Below are 20,105 nucleotides of genomic sequence, written 5' to 3' on the forward strand. Positions count from 1 at the left end.
TACGTCAATGAATTACTTTTTATTTTAAAAAGCCAGACATCATTTTGATGCAAAGGCGAACTCTTATGGAGAGTTTGATCTTGGCTCAGGACGAACGCTGGCGGCGTGCCTAATACATGCAAGTCGAGCGCGTGAAACAACATGATCCCTTCGGGGTGATTGTTGTGGATCGAGCGGCGGACGGGTGAGTAACACGTGGGTAACCTACCTGAGAGATCGGGATAACCCCGGGAAACCGGGGCTAATACCGAATAATCGTTGGAACCGCATGGTTCCAGCGTAAAAGGCGGCTTTTGCCGTCACTTTCAGATGGACCCGCGGCGCATTAGCTAGTTGGTAAGGTAACGGCTTACCAAGGCAACGATGCGTAGCCGACCTGAGAGGGTGATCGGCCACACTGGGACTGAGACACGGCCCAGACTCCTACGGGAGGCAGCAGTAGGGAATCTTCCGCAATGGACGAAAGTCTGACGGAGCAACGCCGCGTGAACGATGAAGGTCTTCGGATCGTAAAGTTCTGTTGTTAGGGAAGAACAAGTACCAGAGGAAATGCTGGTACCTTGACGGTACCTAACCAGAAAGCCACGGCTAACTACGTGCCAGCAGCCGCGGTAATACGTAGGTGGCAAGCGTTGTCCGGAATTATTGGGCGTAAAGCGCGCGCAGGCGGTTCCTTAAGTCTGATGTGAAAGCCCACAGCTCAACTGTGGAGGGCCATTGGAAACTGGGGAACTTGAGTACAGAAGAGGAGAGCGGAATTCCACGTGTAGCGGTGAAATGCGTAGATATGTGGAGGAACACCAGTGGCGAAGGCGGCTCTCTGGTCTGTAACTGACGCTGAGGCGCGAAAGCGTGGGTAGCAAACAGGATTAGATACCCTGGTAGTCCACGCCGTAAACGTTGAGTGCTAGGTGTTAGGGGGTTTCCGCCCCTTAGTGCTGAAGTTAACGCATTAAGCACTCCGCCTGGGGAGTACGGCCGCAAGGCTGAAACTCAAAAGAATTGACGGGGGCCCGCACAAGCGGTGGAGCATGTGGTTTAATTCGAAGCAACGCGAAGAACCTTACCAGGTCTTGACATCTTCCGCTATCCCTAGAGATAGGGAGTTCCCTTCGGGGACGGAATGACAGGTGGTGCATGGTTGTCGTCAGCTCGTGTCGTGAGATGTTGGGTTAAGTCCCGCAACGAGCGCAACCCCTAATCTTAGTTGCCAGCATTCAGTTGGGCACTCTAAGGTGACTGCCGGTGACAAACCGGAGGAAGGCGGGGATGACGTCAAATCATCATGCCCCTTATGACCTGGGCTACACACGTGCTACAATGGATGGTACAGAGGGCAGCGAGACCGCGAGGTCAAGCAAATCTCAAAAAACCATTCTCAGTTCGGATTGCAGGCTGCAACTCGCCTGTATGAAGCCGGAATCGCTAGTAATCGCAGGTCAGCATACTGCGGTGAATACGTTCCCGGGCCTTGTACACACCGCCCGTCACACCACGAGAGTTGGCAACACCCGAAGTCGGTGAGGTAACCTTTTTGGAGCCAGCCGCCGAAGGTGGGGCCAATGATTGGGGTGAAGTCGTAACAAGGTAGCCGTATCGGAAGGTGCGGCTGGATCACCTCCTTTCTAAGGATAACTACGGAAAACGCAGTGTTACTGCGTTCAACGTGACATGTTTCGTTTTGTTCAGTTTTGAAAGATTAATTTCTTCATATTTTTCTCCTATAAGGAATGGGCCTGTAGCTCAGCTGGTTAGAGCGCACGCCTGATAAGCGTGAGGTCGGTGGTTCAAGTCCACTCAGGCCCACCATTCCTAACTTTATATGGGGCCTTAGCTCAGATGGGAGAGCGCCTGCTTTGCACGCAGGAGGTCAGCGGTTCGATCCCGCTAGGCTCCACCAACTCAACTAATATGTACCTTGAAAACTAGATAAGAATCAGACATCAAACCAACGTCAATTTTTTCATTCACACCAGATGATATTCGCTCATCTGGCAACTTGAGATAGTTAAGTGAATAAGGGCGCACGGTGGATGCCTTGGCACTAGGAGCTGATGAAGGACGGGACAAACACCGATATGCTTCGGTTAGCCGTAAGTAGGCTATGATCCGGAGATTTCCGAATGGGGAAACCCACCGCCCGTAATGGGGTGGTATTCTTAACTGAATTCATAGGTTAAGAAAGGCAGACCCGGGGAACTGAAACATCTCAGTACCCGGAGGAAGAGAAAGCAAACGCGATTTCCTGAGTAGCGGCGAGCGAAACGGAATTAGCCCAAACCAGAGAGCTTGCTCTCTGGGGTTGTAGGACACTCCTTTGGAGTTACCAAGGAACAAGATAGATGAATCGATCTGGAATGATCAGCCAAAGAAGGTAACGGCCCTGTAATCAAAATCTTGTTCCCTCCGGAGTGGATCCTGAGTACGGCGGAACACGTGTAATTCCGTCGGAATCCGGGAGGACCATCTCCCAAGGCTAAATACTCCCTAGTGACCGATAGTGAACCAGTACCGTGAGGGAAAGGTGAAAAGCACCCCGGGAGGGGAGTGAAATAGAACCTGAAACCGTGTGCCTACAAGTAGTCGGAGCCCGTTAATGGGTGACGGCGTACCTTTTGTAGAATGGACCGGCGAGTTACGATCCCATGCAAGGTTAAGTTGAAGAAACGGAGCCGCAGCGAAAGCGAGTCTGAATAGGGCGATTTGAGTATGTGGTCGTAGACCCGAAACCGTGTGATCTACCCATGTCCAGGGTGAAGGCCAGGTAACACTGGCTGGAGGCCCGAACCCACGCACGTTGAAAAGTGCGGGGATGAGGTGTGGGTAGCGGTGAAATGCCAATCGAACACGGAGATAGCTGGTTCTCTCCGAAATAGCTTTAGGGCTAGCCTCAAAGTGAGAGTCATGGAGGTAGAGCACTGATTGGACTAGGGGCCCTCATCGGGTTACCGAATTCAGTCAAACTCCGAATGCCATCGACTTATCTTTGGGAGTCAGACTATGAGTGATAAGGTCCATAGTCGAAAGGGAAACAGCCCAGACCGCCAGCTAAGGTCCCTAAGTGTATGTTAAGTGGAAAAGGATGTGGAGTTGCTTAGACAACCAGGATGTTGGCTTAGAAGCAGCCATCATTTAAAGAGTGCGTAATAGCTCACTGGTCGAGTGACTCTGCGCCGAAAATGTACCGGGGCTAAACATACCACCGAAGCTGCGGATTGTTCTTTGAACAATGGTAGGAGAGCGTTCTAAGTGCTGTGAAGTCAGACCGTGAGGACTGGTGGAGCGCTTAGAAGTGAGAATGCCGGTATGAGTAGCGAAAGAAGAGTGAGAATCTCTTCCACCGTAAGTCTAAGGTTTCCTGAGGAAGGCTCGTCCGCTCAGGGTTAGTCGGGACCTAAGCCGAGGCCGAAAGGCGTAGGCGATGGATAACAGGTTGATATTCCTGTACCACCTCCTTTCCGTTTGAGCAACGGGGGGACGCAGTAGGATAAGGGAAGCGCGCCATTGGATGTGCGCGCCCAAGCAGTGAGTGTGATGCATAGGCAAATCCGTGCATCAAACACAAGCTGTGATGGGGAGGGAACTATAGTACCGAAGTCCCTGATTTCACACTGCCAAGAAAAGCCTCTAGCGAGGAAAGTGGTGCCCGTACCGCAAACCGACACAGGTAGACGAGGAGAGTATCCTAAGGTGATCGGGAGAACTCTTGTTAAGGAACTCGGCAAAATGACCCCGTAACTTCGGGAGAAGGGGTGCTCCTTCATAAGGAGGAGCCGCAGTGAAAAGGCCCAAACGACTGTTTAGCAAAAACACAGGTCTCTGCGAAACCGTAAGGTGAAGTATAGGGGCTGACACCTGCCCGGTGCTGGAAGGTTAAGAGGATGAGTTAGCTTCTTGCGAAGCTCTGAATCGAAGCCCCAGTAAACGGCGGCCGTAACTATAACGGTCCTAAGGTAGCGAAATTCCTTGTCGGGTAAGTTCCGACCCGCACGAAAGGTGCAACGATTTGGGCACTGTCTCAACAAGAGACCCGGTGAAATTATACTATGCGTGAAGATGCGCATTACCCGCGACTGGACGGAAAGACCCCGTGGAGCTTTACTGTAGCCTGATATTGAATGTTGGTACAGCTTGTACAGGATAGGTAGGAGCCTTGGAAACCGGAGCGCCAGCTTCGGTGGAGGCATTGGTGGGATACTACCCTGGCTGTACTGACATTCTAACCCAGGGCCGTGATCCGGCCCGGAGACAGTGTCAGGTGGGCAGTTTGACTGGGGCGGTCGCCTCCCAAAAAGTAACGGAGGCGCCCAAAGGTTCCCTCAGAATGGTTGGAAATCATTCGCAGAGTGCAAAGGCACAAGGGAGCTTGACTGCGAGACCTACAAGTCGAGCAGGGACGAAAGTCGGGCTTAGTGATCCGGCGGTACCGAATGGAAGGGCCGTCGCTCAACGGATAAAAGCTACCCCGGGGATAACAGGCTTATCTCCCCCAAGAGTCCACATCGACGGGGAGGTTTGGCACCTCGATGTCGGCTCATCGCATCCTGGGGCTGTAGTCGGTCCCAAGGGTTGGGCTGTTCGCCCATTAAAGCGGTACGCGAGCTGGGTTCAGAACGTCGTGAGACAGTTCGGTCCCTATCCGTCGTGGGCGTTGGAAATTTGAGAGGAGCTGTCCTTAGTACGAGAGGACCGGGATGGACACACCGCTGGTGCACCAGTTGTTCCGCCAGGAGCACAGCTGGGTAGCTACGTGTGGACGGGATAAGTGCTGAAAGCATCTAAGCATGAAGCCCCCCTCGAGATGAAATTTCCCATCACTTTAAGTGAGTAAGATCCCTTGTAGACGACAAGGTTGATAGGTCAGAGGTGGAAGCGTGGTGACACGTGCAGCTGACTGATACTAATCGATCGAGGACTTATCTATCTCTATTGAAAAAAACGTTACGATGTCTCTTATCTAGTTTTGAAGGTATATCCTTCAACTACATAGGTTTGGTGGCTTTGGCGAAGAGGTCACACCTGTTCCCATGCCGAACACAGAAGTTAAGCTCTTCAGCGCCAATGGTAGTCGGGGTTTCGCCCCCGCAAGAGTAGGACGCCGCCAAGCACACTTTAGAACCCCAGAGGATTTCGATTCTCTGGGGTTCTTTTTATTTTAAAAGAAATACCACTACACCGCTCTCAAGCAAGCTAGTCAATCACCTTAATCTATCCTAGGAAACATCTATATGAACACCAACATCCTTAACGTTTTCTGTAATACCTTTTTATAATTAATAAAAGAAGTTTCTTTTCTGTAGTAAAACGGGTAAATAAATAGGAAAACCTTTTACCTCCTTATCACATCCTAGAACAGCAGACACCTTTTATACAAATCGGAATATATCTTGTTTCTAATATGCACACCTTGTATTCATAAAGAAATACACAAATGAGATATAATCAAAATACTGGACTTAACATAAGATTAAATGGAGAAGATAAAAGGAGGGGTATGCTTGTCATTAGAAACGTTTTTTGATGATTACTTTACCCTAATGATGTTCAGACTGATAACAGCAGTTATATTGTGTGGTCTGATAGGGTTTGAACGTGAAATAAAGAATCGGTCAGCTGGCTTTCGTACACATATCCTTGTAGGGGTAGGAGCTTGTGTCATGATGCTTTTATCCTTATATGGCTTTGACCCATACTTAAATAAGCACGATAGCATTCGTTTTGACCCAGCTAGGATTCCGTCTTATGTCATAAGTGGTATCGGCTTCTTAGGAGCTGGGACGATAATGGTGCATGGTATTACAATTAGAGGATTAACAACAGCTGCATCGATTTGGACGGTAGCAGGCCTAGGCCTCATTATTGGCGCAGGTATGTATGGCCCAGCTGTGCTAACAACACTCGTTGTATTGCTCAGTTTGATTCTGTTAAATAACATAGAAAAGGTTATTCGAAACAGGTCAAACCAACATTTACAGATTTCTGTGCAACGAGATGTATCATTAGGGGATATTGTTAAAGTTTTTGATCAATATGATATTAGTTTACAACGCTTTGAAATTCAAAATGAAGCAGGAGATCAACGAACCATTTATGTAGAAATTCAACATGCTCAGAAAAATAAGCAAGTAAACTTATTTGATGATATCTCCAAGCTTCCATATGTTAGAGGCGTTTATCATCGTAGTTAAATTCATCTATGACTAGTCAATCATATTTTGTATATGATTTGCATTTCAAAAAAGAATTTGTATAATAAAAGTATAGTCAAAGATAGTCAAAGTCAAAGGTGAGGAGGAGGGAGCATGCGAAATATATCTGACGTAATTGAATCGTATTTAAAGAAGATTATTGATCAAAGTAATCAAAATGCGATTGAAATTAAACGCAGTGAAATCGCTGACCATTTTCAGTGTGTGCCTTCTCAGATCAATTACGTGATTAAAACTCGCTTTACCGTGGAAAAAGGGTATATAGTCGAAAGTAAACGAGGTGGCGGTGGGTACATTCGAATTAGTCGTATCGAATACCAGGATGAGATCAAACTTATCAATGAGTTGATCAACATGGTCCAACCGAAAATATCACAACAAGGGGCTATAGATATCATTGAACGATTGTTAGAAGAAGAACTAATTACTTCTCGTGAAGCTAGGATCATGGCGAGTGGAATTTCAAGAGATGTGTTAGCAGTCCCTATAGTTCTTCGTGATGAAATTCGTTCTCGAATACTAACTGCTATGTTAACGACGTTGAAATATAAACAATAAGGGAAGGAGCGAGTTGTATGGAATGTCAAGAATGCCATCAACGCCCTGCAACTTTGCATTTCACCCAAGTCATTAATGGCAATAAAACGGAAGTGCATGTCTGTGAAAAATGCGCTTATGAAAAAGGGTATATGTCCCAGAATCAGGATTCATTTTCACTTCATAATCTATTATCTGGGTTGTTTAACTTTGAAACGTATCCTATGTCAGAGTCACAAACACCAAACCATTCATATAGTACCCAACAAGGATTGAAATGTGAAAAGTGTGGTCTTACCTATCAAGAGTTCACACGAATCGGTAAATTTGGTTGTGCTGAGTGTTATCGAACATTTGGTGAAAAATTAAATCCAATATTCCGAAGAGTGCATAGTGGTAATACACGACATGATGGGAAGATTCCCGTACGAACTGGAGGCAATCTTCAAATAAGAAAACAAATTGATGACAAAAGACAAGAAATGCAACGTCTTATTCATGAAGAGAATTTTGAAGAAGCAGCTAAGGTTCGTGACCAAATTCGGTCACTTCAAGAACAAATCAATTCAGATGATAGGGATGGTGATGAATAATGTCCCTAGAACGGGTAATGAATGAAGCTATAAGTCCGTGGATGAAAGAGGAAGGGCCAGACAGTGATATTGTGTTGAGCAGTCGTGTACGATTGGCTCGAAATTTCGAAGACACCCCCTTTCCGATTTTAGCCAATGAGGATGACTTAACTCGTATTATAGATTATTTTCAACAAGAATATGCCCATCAATCATTTGAGTCTTATCAGGATTTGGAATTAATCAGAATGAAAGACTTAAAAGATATTGAAAAGCGTGTATTAGTTGAAAAACATTTAATTAGTCCTCATCTATCTGATCACGCGAACTATGGAGGAGTGCTCATATCAGAAAATGAGCAAGTTTCCATTATGGTAAACGAAGAAGATCATATGCGTATTCAATTGTATGTACCAGGTTATCAATTAGAAAAAGCTTTGGATGAAGCATCAAAGCTTGATGACTGGCTTGAGGAAAACATCAATTATGCATTTGATGAGGAGCGCGGTTACCTCACAAGCTGTCCAACAAATGTCGGAACAGGCTTAAGAGCATCCGTTATGATGCACCTACCTGCTCTAGTTATGACACAGCAAATGAACCGTTTAGTTCCTGCTATTAACCAATTAGGGTTAGTAGTCCGAGGGATTTATGGAGAAGGCAGTGAAGCTTTAGGTAACATTTTTCAAATATCAAATCAAATCACCCTTGGGAAGTCAGAAAAAGATATCGTAGAGGATTTGAAAAGTGTCGTTCATCAGTTAATTGAACATGAGAGAACCGCTCGAGACCGTATTATTGGTCAGACAGGGGTACAACTCGAGGATAAGATATTCCGTTCATATGGCGTGCTTTCTAACAGCAGAATTATTGAATCCAAAGAAGCAGCCAAATGTTTATCTGATTTACGACTGGGAATTGATTTAGGCTACATCAAAAATGTATCAAAAACGATCCTCAATGAATTAATGATTTTAACGCAACCAGGGTTTTTACAACAATATGCACAAAAATCACTAACACCGGAAGAGCGAGATGTTCGTCGAGCATCTCTCATCCGAGAACGACTACAATTAGAAAATTAATCTTGTAAGGAGGGAAGCCCTATGATGTTTGGGCGTTTTACAGAAAGAGCACAAAAAGTATTAGCATTAGCTCAGGAAGAAGCAGTTCGCCTAGGTCATAACAACATTGGTACAGAACATATTCTGTTAGGTTTAGTACGAGAAGGAGAAGGAATTGCAGCGAAGGCTCTTGCAGCTCTCGGCTTAGCTTCAGATAAAATCCAAGAAGAAGTCGAGCAATTAATCGGTTCTGGGGATAAAGTTTCCCAAACGATTCACTATACACCACGTGCTAAAAAGGTTATTGAATTATCCATGGATGAGGCTAGAAAACTAGGTCATTCCTATGTTGGAACAGAGCATATCTTACTTGGCTTAATTCGAGAAGGAGAAGGTGTAGCTGCCCGCGTTCTGAATAATCTAGGGGTTAGCTTAAATAAGGCTCGTCAACAAGTGTTGCAGCTTCTAGGAAGCAATGAGTCTACCTCTAATAGTCGAGGCGGGGGGCAAGCATCTAGTGCAAATACACCGACGTTAGACTCTCTTGCACGTGATTTAACTACGGTTGCTAAAGAAGGAAACATTGACCCAGTAATCGGCCGTAGTGAAGAAATTGAACGTGTTATTCAAGTGCTAAGTCGTCGTACAAAAAATAACCCGGTATTAATCGGTGAACCTGGTGTTGGTAAAACAGCCATTGCTGAAGGTTTAGCTCAACAAATCGTAAATAATGAAGTACCGGAAATTTTACGTGATAAGCGTGTAATGACATTAGATATGGGGACAGTAGTAGCTGGAACAAAATATCGTGGTGAATTTGAAGATCGTTTGAAAAAAGTGATGGAAGAAATTCGCCAAGCAGGCAATATCATTCTATTCATTGATGAGCTTCACACATTGATTGGCGCAGGAGGAGCAGAAGGTGCGATTGATGCATCTAACATCTTAAAACCTTCTCTAGCTCGTGGAGACTTGCAATGTATCGGAGCTACAACTCTTGAGGAATATCGTAAATATATTGAGAAAGATGCAGCTCTCGAACGTCGTTTCCAACCAATCCAGGTAGATGAGCCTACGAATGAAGAGTCTGAGCAAATCTTGCAAGGCCTTCGGGACCGTTACGAAGCACACCACCGCGTAACGATTACCGATGAAGCGATCAAATCAGCTGTTAAACTTTCAGATCGATATATTCAAGATCGTTTCTTACCAGATAAGGCGATTGACTTGATCGATGAAGCAGCTTCTAAAGTTCGCTTACGTTCTTATACAGCTCCGCCAAACCTTAAAGAACTTGAACAGAAGCTTGAAGAAGTTCGTAAAGAAAAAGACGCGGCTGTTCAAAGTCAAGAATTCGAAAAAGCAGCATCTCTTCGTGATAATGAACAGAAGCTTCGTGAAGAATTAGATAAAACGAAGGATGAGTGGAAAGAACAACAGGGTCAAGAAAACTCTGAAGTTACAACTGAGGATATTGCATCTGTTGTATCTACATGGACGGGAGTTCCTGTTTCTAAGCTAGCCAAGGATGAAAGTGAACGTCTTCTTAACCTAGAGGAAGTTCTTCACGACCGCGTTATTGGTCAGGGCGAAGCTGTTAAAGCTATCTCAAAAGCCATTCGTCGTGCACGTTCAGGTCTTAAAGATCCGAAACGTCCAATTGGTTCATTCATATTCTTAGGGCCAACAGGTGTAGGTAAAACAGAACTAGCCCGAGCATTAGCAGAAACGATGTTTGGTGAAGAAGATGCAATGATCCGTGTTGATATGTCCGAGTACATGGAGAAACACTCCACGTCTCGACTAGTTGGTTCACCTCCTGGCTATGTAGGCTATGAGGAAGGTGGTCAATTAACGGAGAAAGTTCGCCAAAAACCTTACTCTGTTATTCTGTTGGATGAGATTGAGAAAGCTCACCCAGATGTCTTCAATACACTGTTACAGGTATTAGAAGATGGACGCCTAACAGACTCAAAAGGTCGTACAGTGGACTTCCGTAATACGGTTATTATTATGACTTCAAACGTTGGTGCACAAGAGTTGAAATCCAACAAATATGCTGGATTTACAATGGATGACTCCGGCCAAGATTATAAAGACATGAAATCTAAAGTAATGGACGAAATGAAGAAAGCATTCCGTCCAGAGTTCTTAAACCGTATCGATGAAATCATTGTCTTCCACTCTCTAGAGAAGAAGCACATGAAAGACATCGTGAAACTGATGGTAGATCAGCTTCAAAAACGCTTAACAGAACTTGAGGTCGACTTCTCTCTTACAGATGCTGCGCTAGAAAAAATCGCAAATGAAGGCTTTGATCCTGAATATGGTGCCCGCCCACTACGTCGCTCTATCCAGAAAAACGTAGAAGACCTTCTATCTGAAGAGCTACTGAAAGAATCGATCTCTCAAGGTGAAAATGTTGTAATTGATGTGAATGACAACGATGAATTTTACGTTTCATCAAAATAAAACAAAAATTTCCGGTAGAAGCATCTATTGAAAATTTCATGAATCGGAAGGCGTTAGCCTTCCGATTTTTTTTCATTTCCGATAAGATCAAGGTATATAGAAATTTAATATGAACGGTACACTTTATTACGTAAAAGAACGTAACGAGAATGTAAACGCATTGTAACCCAATACAAAAGGTATCGTATGAGATAATGAGAAGAGCAAGACTCTTCTTATAAGGAGAGAAAATAGAATGGCCAAGCAAAAATCGAAATTTGTATGTCAGGAATGTGGTTATGAGACGCCAAAATGGATGGGAAAGTGTCCAGGGTGTCATAAATGGAACACTCTTGTAGAAGAGAGAGTAGCATCGAATACATCAGGTCGGCATACATTTGTAACAGGGGATACTTCTGGTAAAGTAAAGCCGGAAAAGATAACAGAAATTGCATCCCAAAAGGAACCACGAATTGAAACAGATATGCCAGAGGTGAACCGCGTACTTGGAGGAGGGATCGTACCAGGATCACTCGTCCTCATTGGTGGTGACCCCGGAATTGGTAAGTCTACCATTCTGCTTCAAGTTTCATCTCAATTGGCTCATAAAAAGAATAAAGTACTTTATATATCCGGTGAGGAATCTCCTAAGCAAACAAAGCTGCGAGCAGATCGTTTAGGGGTTTTATCAGATCATCTATATGTCTTGTCAGAGACCAATATGGCGGATGTTTCTCAAAATATTGATCAAATCCAACCATCATTTGTTGTAATTGACTCTATTCAAACCATATTCAAAGAAGAAGTAGCGTCTGCTCCTGGAAGTGTCTCTCAGGTGAGAGAATGTACAAGTGAATTAATGCGAATAGCTAAACAAAAAGGAATTCCGATATTCATAGTTGGACATGTCACCAAAGAAGGGTCTATTGCAGGTCCACGCTTACTCGAGCATATGGTTGATGCTGTTTTATATTTTGAAGGAGAACGTCACCATACCTTCCGAATTTTACGAAGTGTTAAAAACCGTTTTGGTAGTACACACGAAATGGGTATCTTTGAAATGAAAGAAGAAGGTTTGCGAGAAGTAGAAAATCCTTCTGAAATCTTTCTAGAAGAACGTTCGCAAGGTGCAGCTGGATCCACAGTTGTTGCGTCCATGGAAGGAACACGCCCGATTCTTGTTGAAATCCAATCTCTTATTTCTCCAACAAGCTACGGAAACCCAAGAAGGATGGCTACTGGAGTAGACAGTAATCGTGTACCGCTATTAATGGCAGTACTAGAAAAACGTGTTGGGTTGCTTCTGCAAAATCAAGATGCTTATGTAAAGGTAGCAGGTGGGGTTAAGCTAGATGAACCTGCAATTGATTTGGCAGTAGCCGTAAGTATTGCCTCGAGCTTTCAAGACCGTGCATCTAAGGCAGATGATGTCTTAATTGGAGAGGTTGGATTAACAGGTGAAGTAAGAAGGGTTGCTCGAATTGAACAGCGTGTCCAAGAAGCTGCAAAGTTAGGGTTTAAGCGTGCAATTGTACCTAAGAAGAACCTTAGTGGATGGACATTCCCTGATAACATAGAGATTATCGGCGTGAATTCTGTTCAGGAGGCCTTGAAGCAGACGTTGGGAGGATCATAAATGGAATGGTATGAGCAGAAAGAGTCCATGATTGGAGATATATTACGATTTGTAGCTCCCGGTACTCCAATTCGAGAAGGAATAGAAAATGTGCTAAGAGCTAATACAGGTGGTTTAATTGTCTTAGGGTACAACGATAGAATGCTACATCTAGTAGATGGAGGGTTTCATATCCAATCAGGTTTTTCACCTGCAAATCTTTATGAGCTGGCTAAAATGGACGGAGCCATTATTCTAAACGGAGATGGTACAGAGATTTTATATGCAAATGCACAGTTAATGCCTGACCCATCTATTCCATCAACGGAGACAGGAATGAGACATCGTACTGCTGAACGCGTAGCGAAGCAAACGGGCAATTTGGTTGTTGCTATTTCTCAACGTCGTAATGTTATCACGCTGTATAAAGGCAGTTTACGATATGCACTTAAAGATATTGGCGTAATTTTAACAAAGGCTAATCAGGCTATGCAGACGCTTGAGAAATATAAAAATGTATTAGATCAAGGGATTACCAACCTTGGAGCTTTGGAATTTGAAGAGATGGTCACGTTCTCAGAGGTAATTCAGGTTATTCACCGTATTGAGATGGTGCTTCGCATTAAGAATGAAATGCTTAATTATGTGGATGAACTTGGAACAGAAGGGCGCTTAATTCAGCTCCAGCTGACTGAACTTGTTTCAAATGTTGAAGATGAAGCGGCTTTATTGATTAAAGATTATAGTAAACGCTCTGATTATGAACCGTATTACATGCTAAAAAAATTGCAAGAAGTTAACCAAACAGAATTATTAGATGACGCACAAATTCTGAAATTATTAGGGTACAGCTCTACTATCAAGTTAGAGGACCCTGTAATGCCAAGAGGATATCGCATACTGAACCGTATTCCACGCTTGCCATCTCTGATCGTTACACACATCATTGATCGTTTTGGAACGTTGAATGAAGTGGTTAAGGCTTCTCCGAAAGAGTTGGTTGTTGTAGATGGTGTCGGTGAAGTAAGGGCAGGTAAAATCAAAGAAGGTTTAAACCGTATTCAAGAGCAATTGTTTATTGATCGAAATATTTAATTTGAATTGAAATTGACATAATATTAATTGCTATGTTAAAATTTAATATTCTAAATTAATTGACTATTTTTGTAAATTGTGATACTGTTTCGTCAGACAATAAGATTTTTTATGACAATGGATTTATATCGATTAGATTTTAATATTATTGGTAATACTGCATGCTAGGAGGTGACCTTAGTGCTTAAACGAATTGTGCAATTATTTATTGTTATTGCAGGCGGAACGTTGGGCTTTTTGTATCTTCCGGATTTATTTGATAATTTCTGGAATGTAGACAATTGGCTTCATAGCGTGACCGGGATGATTACTGGAGCACTTATTCTTTATTTACTAACATTTTGGTTTGTCGATTATATTGTGGATTTCTTAAGATGGATTGAGGAAACGCTTGTACGCGTTCCGGTTGCCGATCTTTTATTTGGTAGCTTTGGATTACTAATTGGTTTATTAGTAGCTTATCTTGTGAACATAACACTACAAGATATTGAGTTTACTCTGGTTTCTCAAGTTCTTCCTATTTTCATAACGATCTTTTTAGGCTATTTAGGATTTCAAGTCGGCTTTAAGCGTAAGGATGAATTTGTTAGTCTATTAACGATTGCTACGAAAAAAGAGAAAGACAAAGAAAAAACAAAATCCACTGATTCAGAGAATGATGAAAACACAGCAGACCAACCAAAAGCAAAAATCCTTGATACGAGCGTCATTATTGATGGACGCATCGCTGATATCTGTCAGACCCATTTTCTTGAGGGAACGATCCTAATTCCTCAATTCGTATTGGAAGAACTACAGCATATTGCTGACTCTTCAGACGTATTGAAACGAAATCGTGGACGCCGTGGTTTAGATGTTCTAAATCGTATGCAAAAAGAAATTCCTGTAAACGTTGAGATATATGAAGGGGATTTTGATGACATTCAAGAAGTTGATAGTAAGCTTGTAAAACTTGCGAAGTTAATCAATGGCGTAGTTGTAACGAATGATTTCAACCTAAATAAAGTATGTGAGTTTCAAAATGTACAAGTTCTAAACATTAATGATCTTGCCAATGCTGTTAAGCCAGTTGTTCTTCCAGGTGAAGAATTAACGGTTAACGTTATTAAAGATGGCAAAGAAGAAAATCAAGGTGTAGCTTATCTTGATGATGGAACAATGATTGTCGTTGAAGAAGGTAAGAGTTATATTGGTCAAACGATTGAAGTACTTGTAACGAGTGTACTTCAAACATCTGCTGGACGTATGATTTTCGCAAAGCCAAAACTACTTGAAAAAGCGTTATAAAAACGGTATAAACGAATAGGAGCATACAAAAGTGATAACAGTTAATGTTATCGCTTTTGTTATTTCACGACATAAATATAGAATGGATCAATAGGGTGGCTTAACATGATATCATATCAGGCGATCGTTTTAGCAGCTGGTCAAGGGAAGCGGATGCAAGCAGGACAAAACAAGCAATTTCTAACGTTACAAGGGAAACCGCTCATTATACATACACTACTTATTTTTCATCAGGACTCTGCTTGTCAGGCCATAAAACTTGTGGTTAACCCACGAGAAGAGAACATCATACAGGAGCTTATAGACCAATATCAGCTTGGCGATAAGGTGGAAATCGTACATGGTGGTAAAGAACGTCAGGATAGCGTTTATGAAGGATTACGTGCCTGTGAGGGAGACGGAGATGTCGTGCTTATTCACGACGGGGCTCGTCCTTTTGTGCAGCAAGAAAACCTTCGTAAATTGACAGAACAAGCGATACAGACTGGAGCGGCTTTATTAGCAGTACCGGTAACGGATACGATAAAAAGTTATCAAGAGGGCTCGCTAACGACATTAGATCGGGAACATTTATGGGCAGCACAAACACCTCAAGCTTTTCGTTTTTCCATTATTAAAGATGCTCATGAAACAGCAAAGCAAGAAGGGTATTATGGAACAGATGATACCTCTTTAGTGGAAAGACTCAACCAAAAAGTAGAAGTTGTAGCAGGAAGTTACGACAATATAAAACTAACGACACCTGAAGATATGGAAAAAGCCCATGCTATACTTGAGAAAAGAGCAAATGAACAGAAAAAGGAGAGGAACAGTATGTTTCGTATCGGACAAGGCTTTGATGTTCACCAATTTGCAGAAGATCGTCCTTGTATTATCGGAGGCATTGAGATTCCATATGAGAAAGGGTTGTTAGGACATTCTGATGCAGATGTGCTTCTCCATACTGTAGCGGATGCTTGTTTAGGAGCTATCGGTGAAGGAGATATTGGAAAACATTTTCCGGATACAGATCCATCATTTAAAGATGCGGACTCACAAGAGCTGTTAAGACATGTATGGAATATCGTCCAGGATCAAGGGTATTCCCTGGGTAATATTGATTGTACAGTTATTGCACAGGCTCCAAAGATGGCTCCATACATTGAAGATATTCGAAATAATATTGCACGCATATTAGAGGTAGAACCTTCGCAAATTAATGTCAAAGCAACGACAACAGAGAAACTAGGATTTCCAGGTCGAAAAGAAGGGATCGCAGCTCAAGCGGTTGTTTTACTCCAACGCTCATAATCGCTATAATATGCTAGGGAACAATGATGAGGCAAAATAGATCCGTAGATGATAAAATAGAGGCAAATGCTTCGGAAGCACACGAAGGAAGGGGAAAAATTATGACTAACGAAGTTCGCGTGCGTTATGCACCAAGCCCGACAGGCCATTTACACATAGGAAATGCGCGTACGGCTTTATTTAACTACTTATATGCTCGCCACCTAGGAGGAAAATTTGTTATCCGTATTGAGGATACAGATGAGAAACGTAATGTTGCTGGTGGAGAGCAGAGCCAGATGGAATTTTTGAAGTGGCTTGGAATGGATTGGGATGAGAGCGTCGACGTAGGTGGCGACTATGGTCCTTATCGTCAGATGGAACGTTTAGATATCTATCAAAAGTATATTGATGAACTGCTTGAAAAAGGACTAGCTTATAAATGCTATATGACAGAGGATGAGCTAGAAGCAGAACGTGAAGAACAACGCTCTAAAGGTGAGGTTCCGAAATATTCAGGAGCACACCGTGATTTAACAGAAGAACAAATAAAACAATTTGAAGATGAAGGTCGTCAGCCGAGTATCCGTATTCGTGTGCCAGAAGGTAAGACGTACACGTTTACTGATATAGTACGTGGTGAAATCACATTTGAATCAAGTGACTTTGGTGATTGGGTAATCGCTAAGAAAAATGGTACACCAACGTACAATTTTGCGGTAGCAATCGATGATTACCTTATGAAAATTACAGATGTATTACGTGGTGAAGAGCACATTTCAAATACGCCGAAGCAAATGATGGTGTATGATGCATTTGGTTGGGAAGCTCCAAACTTTGGCCATATGGCATTAATCTTAAATGAACAACGTAAGAAATTAAGTAAGCGTGATGAGCATATCCTTCAGTTCATCGGCCAATATGAGAAGTTAGGTTATTTACCAGAAGCATTATTTAACTTTATTACACTTCTTGGCTGGTCCCCTGTTGGTGAAGAAGAGATTTTCACTAAAGATCAATTGATTGATATCTTTGATCCAGCTCGCCTGTCTTCTTCTCCTGCTGTTTTTGACCCAGCGAAACTGAAGTGGATTAACAATCAATATATTAAAGCTGCTGATTTAGATCGTGTTGTAGAACTTGCTCTTCCTCATTTAGTGGAAGCAGGTCGTCTGCCTGAAAACATGAGCGATGACCAAAAGCAGTGGGCTCGTGAACTGATCGCTCTTTATCAAGAACAATTGAATTATGCTGCTGAAATTGTTGAGTTAACGGAGCTATTCTTCAAGCATGAGATCGAGTATGATGAAGAGGCAATGGAAGTACTTAAAGGGGAACAAGTTCCAGAAGTACTTGAAACATTCAGTGCGAAATTAGATGAGTTAGAAGAATTTGAACCAGATGCTATTAAAAAAGCGATCAAAGCGGTTCAAAAAGAAACGGGCCATAAAGGGAAGAAGTTATTCATGCCTGTTCGCGTTGCAACAACGGGTCAAACGCACGGTCCTGAACTTCCAAATGCCATTCGTTTAGTTGGTAAAGATACTGTTCAAGCACGCCTTCAGAACGCAATCCAACAATTAAAAGCATAGAAGTTCACATTTTGAGGGAAATGTAATATAGTAAATATACAATATCGAACGTTGATGAGGAGAAGTAAAAAGTCGGAACCTTATCCAGAGAGGATCACCATCGGCTGGGAGTGATCTTAAGGAACTCTTTTGAAATGCACCTCAGAGTCTCTTGTAGAAAGGTAGTACACAAGAGCGGCTAGCTCACCGTTAAAAGAGTTAAGTTGGAGATAGGATTAACATTTACTAAGTCCTTCTCAAACAGAGTGGAACCGCGCAACCAAGCGTCTCTGTGTTAGATATAACACAGAGGCGTTTTTTTATTTAGAAAAGCGAGGCGACGAACTAGGTTTTATTAAAGGAGGAGAAGCAAGTATGGGGAAACTTTTGAAGATGTTTAAAGAAGATGTCGACGTGGTGTTTGATCAAGACCCTGCTGCTAGAGGTCGCTTTGAAGTTATTTTGACATATGCAGGCTTACATGCGATCTGGTCGCACCGTATTGCTCATGCTTGTTATAAAAGGAAATTTTTCTTTTTAGCTAGAGTGATCTCTCAAGTAAGTCGCTTTTTCACAGGGATCGAGATTCACCCAGGTGCTCAAATCGGACGTCGTTTTTTCATCGACCACGGTATGGGAGTAGTCATTGGCGAAACGTGTGAAATAGGAGATAACGTAACCCTTTTCCAAGGAGTAACACTTGGGGGAACAGGTAAGGAAAAAGGAAAACGCCACCCAACTTTAAAAGATAATTCTCTCGTAGCTACCGGTGCGAAGGTGCTAGGATCGATTACGATAGGAGAAAACTCGAAAGTGGGAGCAGGTTCAGTTGTCTTACATGAGGTTCCAGATAATTCAACTGTTGTTGGTATCCCAGGCACTGTCGTTATGCAGGATGGAAAGAAAGTAAGTAAGAATCTGGATCATCACAAGATGCCTGATCCAGTCGCTGATAAAATAAATGAATTAGAACAACAGATTGAGTCGCTAAAGCAAGAAATCAATGAACAAAAAGAAAAAAGGAGTGAGTGACGATGTCGATTAAAATTTATAACACTCTAACTCGTCAAAAGGAAACCTTCCAACCGATTGAGGAAGGCAAGGTTAAAATGTATGTATGCGGCCCGACTGTATACAACTACATCCATATTGGTAATGCACGCCCAGCGATCGTGTTCGACACAGTTCGCAGGTATTTTGAGTATCAAGGTTATGAAGTGGAGTACGCATTAAATTTCACAGATGTCGATGATAAGCTCATTAAGGCAGCGAATGAAATGAATGAAGAAGTGCCAGATATTGCAGAGCGCTTTATTAAAGCCTACAAAGAAGATGTAGGAGCATTCGGGATTAGAGAAGCGGTACACCACCCACGTGTAACAGAAAATATGGATGAAATTATTGAATTTATCCAAACCTTAATTGATAAAGGTCACGCTTATGAATCGGGTGGAGACGTTTACTTCCGCACACGATCTTTTGATTCTTACGGAAAACTTTCACACCAATCCATCGATGAATTACGCTCGGGTGCACGTATTGAAGTTGGAGAGAAAAAAGAAGACCCAATTGATTTCACTTTATGGAAAAGAGCTAAAGATAATGAAATCTCATGGGAGAGTCCTTGGAGTAAAGGGCGTCCTGGCTGGCATATCGAATGCTCGGCTATGGCCAAAAAATATCTAGGTGACACGATTGATATTCATGCTGGTGGACAGGATTTAACATTCCCGCACCATGAGAATGAAATTGCGCAATCGGAAGCATGCAATGACACAACCTTTGCTAATTATTGGATGCATAACGGCTATATCAATATTGAAAACGAAAAAATGTCGAAATCACTTGGGAACTTTGTACTTGTTAACGACATCATCAAACAGCACGATCCACAAGTCATCCGATTTTTCATGCTAACGGTTCATTATCGTCACCCGATTAACTTTAGCGAGAAGTTACTACAAGGCGCAAAAAGTAGTTTAGAACGAATTAAAAATGCCCATCAAAACTTAGAACATCGTAAACAATCCAGTACGAACTTAAACGGAAAAGATGAAGAGTGGCTTACAAAGGTGGAGGAATTCAAGCAACGTTTCATGGCTGAAATGAACGATGACTTTAATACAGCCAACGCTATTTCTGTTCTCTTTGATATCACAAAAGAAGCGAACGTTTACCTACAATCTTCTCATACATCTCAAGAAGTAATCGAAGCATTCCAAAAGGCTCTTGTTGATCTAGCAGGCGTACTAGGTGTTCAAATTGAAGAAGCGGATGAGTTACTTGATGATGAAATTGATGCATTGATTCAAGAACGTATTGATGCTCGTAAAAACCGTGACTTCCAACGAGCTGATGAAATTCGCGATAATTTAAAAGAGCGCAACATTATTTTAGAAGACACTCCTCAAGGTACACGTTGGAAAAGAGGTTAA

Annotated in this window: 12 protein-coding genes, 2 tRNA genes, 3 rRNA genes and 1 other annotated feature; all 17 genes read left to right on the plus strand. The window is 42.6% G+C overall.

Annotation, left to right across the window (positions count from 1 at the left end):
- Positions 1-62 precede the first annotated feature (62 nt).
- The 17 genes from GS400_RS00605 to cysS all read left to right on the plus strand — a co-directional run bounded on the left by GS400_RS00605 (position 63) and on the right by cysS (position 20,105).
- Positions 63-1,625, plus strand: a 16S ribosomal RNA gene (locus GS400_RS00605).
- A gap of 107 nt (positions 1,626-1,732) precedes the next feature.
- Positions 1,733-1,809, plus strand: a tRNA-Ile gene (locus tag GS400_RS00610).
- Positions 1,810-1,824: 15 nt separating this feature from the next.
- A tRNA-Ala gene (locus GS400_RS00615) sits at positions 1,825-1,900 on the plus strand.
- A 106-nt stretch (positions 1,901-2,006) separates the two neighbouring features.
- Positions 2,007-4,924: ribosomal RNA gene (locus GS400_RS00620) — 23S ribosomal RNA — on the plus strand.
- A 67-nt stretch (positions 4,925-4,991) separates the two neighbouring features.
- Positions 4,992-5,107, plus strand: a 5S ribosomal RNA gene (rrf, locus tag GS400_RS00625).
- Together the 16S, 23S and 5S rRNA genes with 2 tRNA genes alongside form the textbook arrangement of a ribosomal RNA operon.
- 430 nt (positions 5,108-5,537) lie before the next feature.
- On the plus strand, positions 5,538-6,188 hold the full coding sequence (locus GS400_RS00630) for an MgtC/SapB family protein (protein ID WP_160104477.1): 651 nt from the start codon (positions 5,538-5,540) through the stop codon (positions 6,186-6,188).
- Positions 6,189-6,302: 114 nt separating this feature from the next.
- Positions 6,303-6,767: a CtsR family transcriptional regulator gene (locus tag GS400_RS00635; RefSeq protein WP_160098216.1), complete on the plus strand. Its 465-nt coding sequence runs from the start codon at positions 6,303-6,305 to the stop codon at positions 6,765-6,767.
- 17 nt (positions 6,768-6,784) lie between these two features.
- A complete protein-coding gene (locus tag GS400_RS00640; protein WP_160098218.1) occupies positions 6,785-7,339 on the plus strand; it encodes a protein-arginine kinase activator protein McsA in 555 nt (184 codons plus the stop codon).
- The gene (locus GS400_RS00645; protein ID WP_160098220.1) at positions 7,339-8,403 is read left to right on the plus strand and encodes a protein-arginine kinase McsB; all 1,065 of its coding nucleotides are present in this window, start codon (positions 7,339-7,341) and stop codon (positions 8,401-8,403) included. The genes GS400_RS00640 and GS400_RS00645 overlap by 1 nt, the downstream gene beginning before the upstream one ends.
- A 21-nt stretch (positions 8,404-8,424) precedes the next feature.
- Positions 8,425-10,854 carry an ATP-dependent protease ATP-binding subunit ClpC gene (clpC, locus tag GS400_RS00650; RefSeq protein WP_160098222.1) on the plus strand — a complete coding sequence of 810 codons (2,430 nt, stop codon included), beginning with the start codon at positions 8,425-8,427 and terminating at the stop codon, positions 10,852-10,854.
- A gap of 235 nt (positions 10,855-11,089) precedes the next feature.
- Positions 11,090-12,469, plus strand: coding sequence for a DNA repair protein RadA (radA, locus tag GS400_RS00655; RefSeq protein WP_027446565.1), 1,380 nt, complete (start codon positions 11,090-11,092; stop codon positions 12,467-12,469).
- On the plus strand, positions 12,470-13,543 hold the full coding sequence (gene disA / locus GS400_RS00660; protein ID WP_160098223.1) for a DNA integrity scanning diadenylate cyclase DisA: 1,074 nt from the start codon (positions 12,470-12,472) through the stop codon (positions 13,541-13,543). It begins immediately after the preceding gene.
- 180 nt (positions 13,544-13,723) lie between these two features.
- Positions 13,724-14,830: a PIN/TRAM domain-containing protein gene (locus GS400_RS00665; RefSeq protein ID WP_160098225.1), complete on the plus strand. Its 1,107-nt coding sequence runs from the start codon at positions 13,724-13,726 to the stop codon at positions 14,828-14,830.
- Between the two features lie 105 nt (positions 14,831-14,935).
- Positions 14,936-16,120: a bifunctional 2-C-methyl-D-erythritol 4-phosphate cytidylyltransferase/2-C-methyl-D-erythritol 2,4-cyclodiphosphate synthase gene (locus GS400_RS00670; RefSeq protein ID WP_160098227.1), complete on the plus strand. Its 1,185-nt coding sequence runs from the start codon at positions 14,936-14,938 to the stop codon at positions 16,118-16,120.
- Positions 16,121-16,221: 101 nt separating this feature from the next.
- Positions 16,222-17,691, plus strand: coding sequence for a glutamate--tRNA ligase (gene gltX, locus GS400_RS00675; protein ID WP_160098229.1), 1,470 nt, complete (start codon positions 16,222-16,224; stop codon positions 17,689-17,691).
- Between the two features lie 42 nt (positions 17,692-17,733).
- Positions 17,734-17,965 (plus strand) — a binding site (T-box leader).
- Between the two features lie 80 nt (positions 17,966-18,045).
- The gene (gene cysE / locus GS400_RS00680) at positions 18,046-18,702 is read left to right on the plus strand and encodes a serine O-acetyltransferase (protein WP_201450126.1); all 657 of its coding nucleotides are present in this window, start codon (positions 18,046-18,048) and stop codon (positions 18,700-18,702) included.
- Positions 18,703-18,704: 2 nt separating this feature from the next.
- Positions 18,705-20,105 carry a cysteine--tRNA ligase gene (cysS, locus tag GS400_RS00685; RefSeq protein WP_160098231.1) on the plus strand — a complete coding sequence of 467 codons (1,401 nt, stop codon included), beginning with the start codon at positions 18,705-18,707 and terminating at the stop codon, positions 20,103-20,105.

Origin of the sequence: Pontibacillus sp. HMF3514 (assembly GCF_009858175.1) — a bacterium.
In the GTDB taxonomy this organism is placed as follows: domain Bacteria; phylum Bacillota; class Bacilli; order Bacillales; family BH030062; genus Pontibacillus.

Bases quoted from the DNA above. Each gene is read 5' to 3' on its own strand.
- GS400_RS00630 (WP_160104477.1), top strand. From the start codon at position 5,538: ATGATGTTCAGACTGATAACAGCAGTTATATTGTGTGGTCTGATAGGG.
- radA (WP_027446565.1), top strand. From the start codon at position 11,090: ATGGCCAAGCAAAAATCGAAATTTGTATGTCAGGAATGTGGTTATGAG.
- gltX (WP_160098229.1), top strand. From the start codon at position 16,222: ATGACTAACGAAGTTCGCGTGCGTTATGCACCAAGCCCGACAGGCCAT.
- GS400_RS00635 (WP_160098216.1), top strand. From the start codon at position 6,303: ATGCGAAATATATCTGACGTAATTGAATCGTATTTAAAGAAGATTATT.
- GS400_RS00670 (WP_160098227.1), top strand. From the start codon at position 14,936: ATGATATCATATCAGGCGATCGTTTTAGCAGCTGGTCAAGGGAAGCGG.
- cysE (WP_201450126.1), top strand. From the start codon at position 18,046: ATGGGGAAACTTTTGAAGATGTTTAAAGAAGATGTCGACGTGGTGTTT.
- disA (WP_160098223.1), top strand. From the start codon at position 12,470: ATGGAATGGTATGAGCAGAAAGAGTCCATGATTGGAGATATATTACGA.
- clpC (WP_160098222.1), top strand. From the start codon at position 8,425: ATGATGTTTGGGCGTTTTACAGAAAGAGCACAAAAAGTATTAGCATTA.
- cysS (WP_160098231.1), top strand. From the start codon at position 18,705: ATGTCGATTAAAATTTATAACACTCTAACTCGTCAAAAGGAAACCTTC.
- GS400_RS00645 (WP_160098220.1), top strand. From the start codon at position 7,339: ATGTCCCTAGAACGGGTAATGAATGAAGCTATAAGTCCGTGGATGAAA.
- GS400_RS00640 (WP_160098218.1), top strand. From the start codon at position 6,785: ATGGAATGTCAAGAATGCCATCAACGCCCTGCAACTTTGCATTTCACC.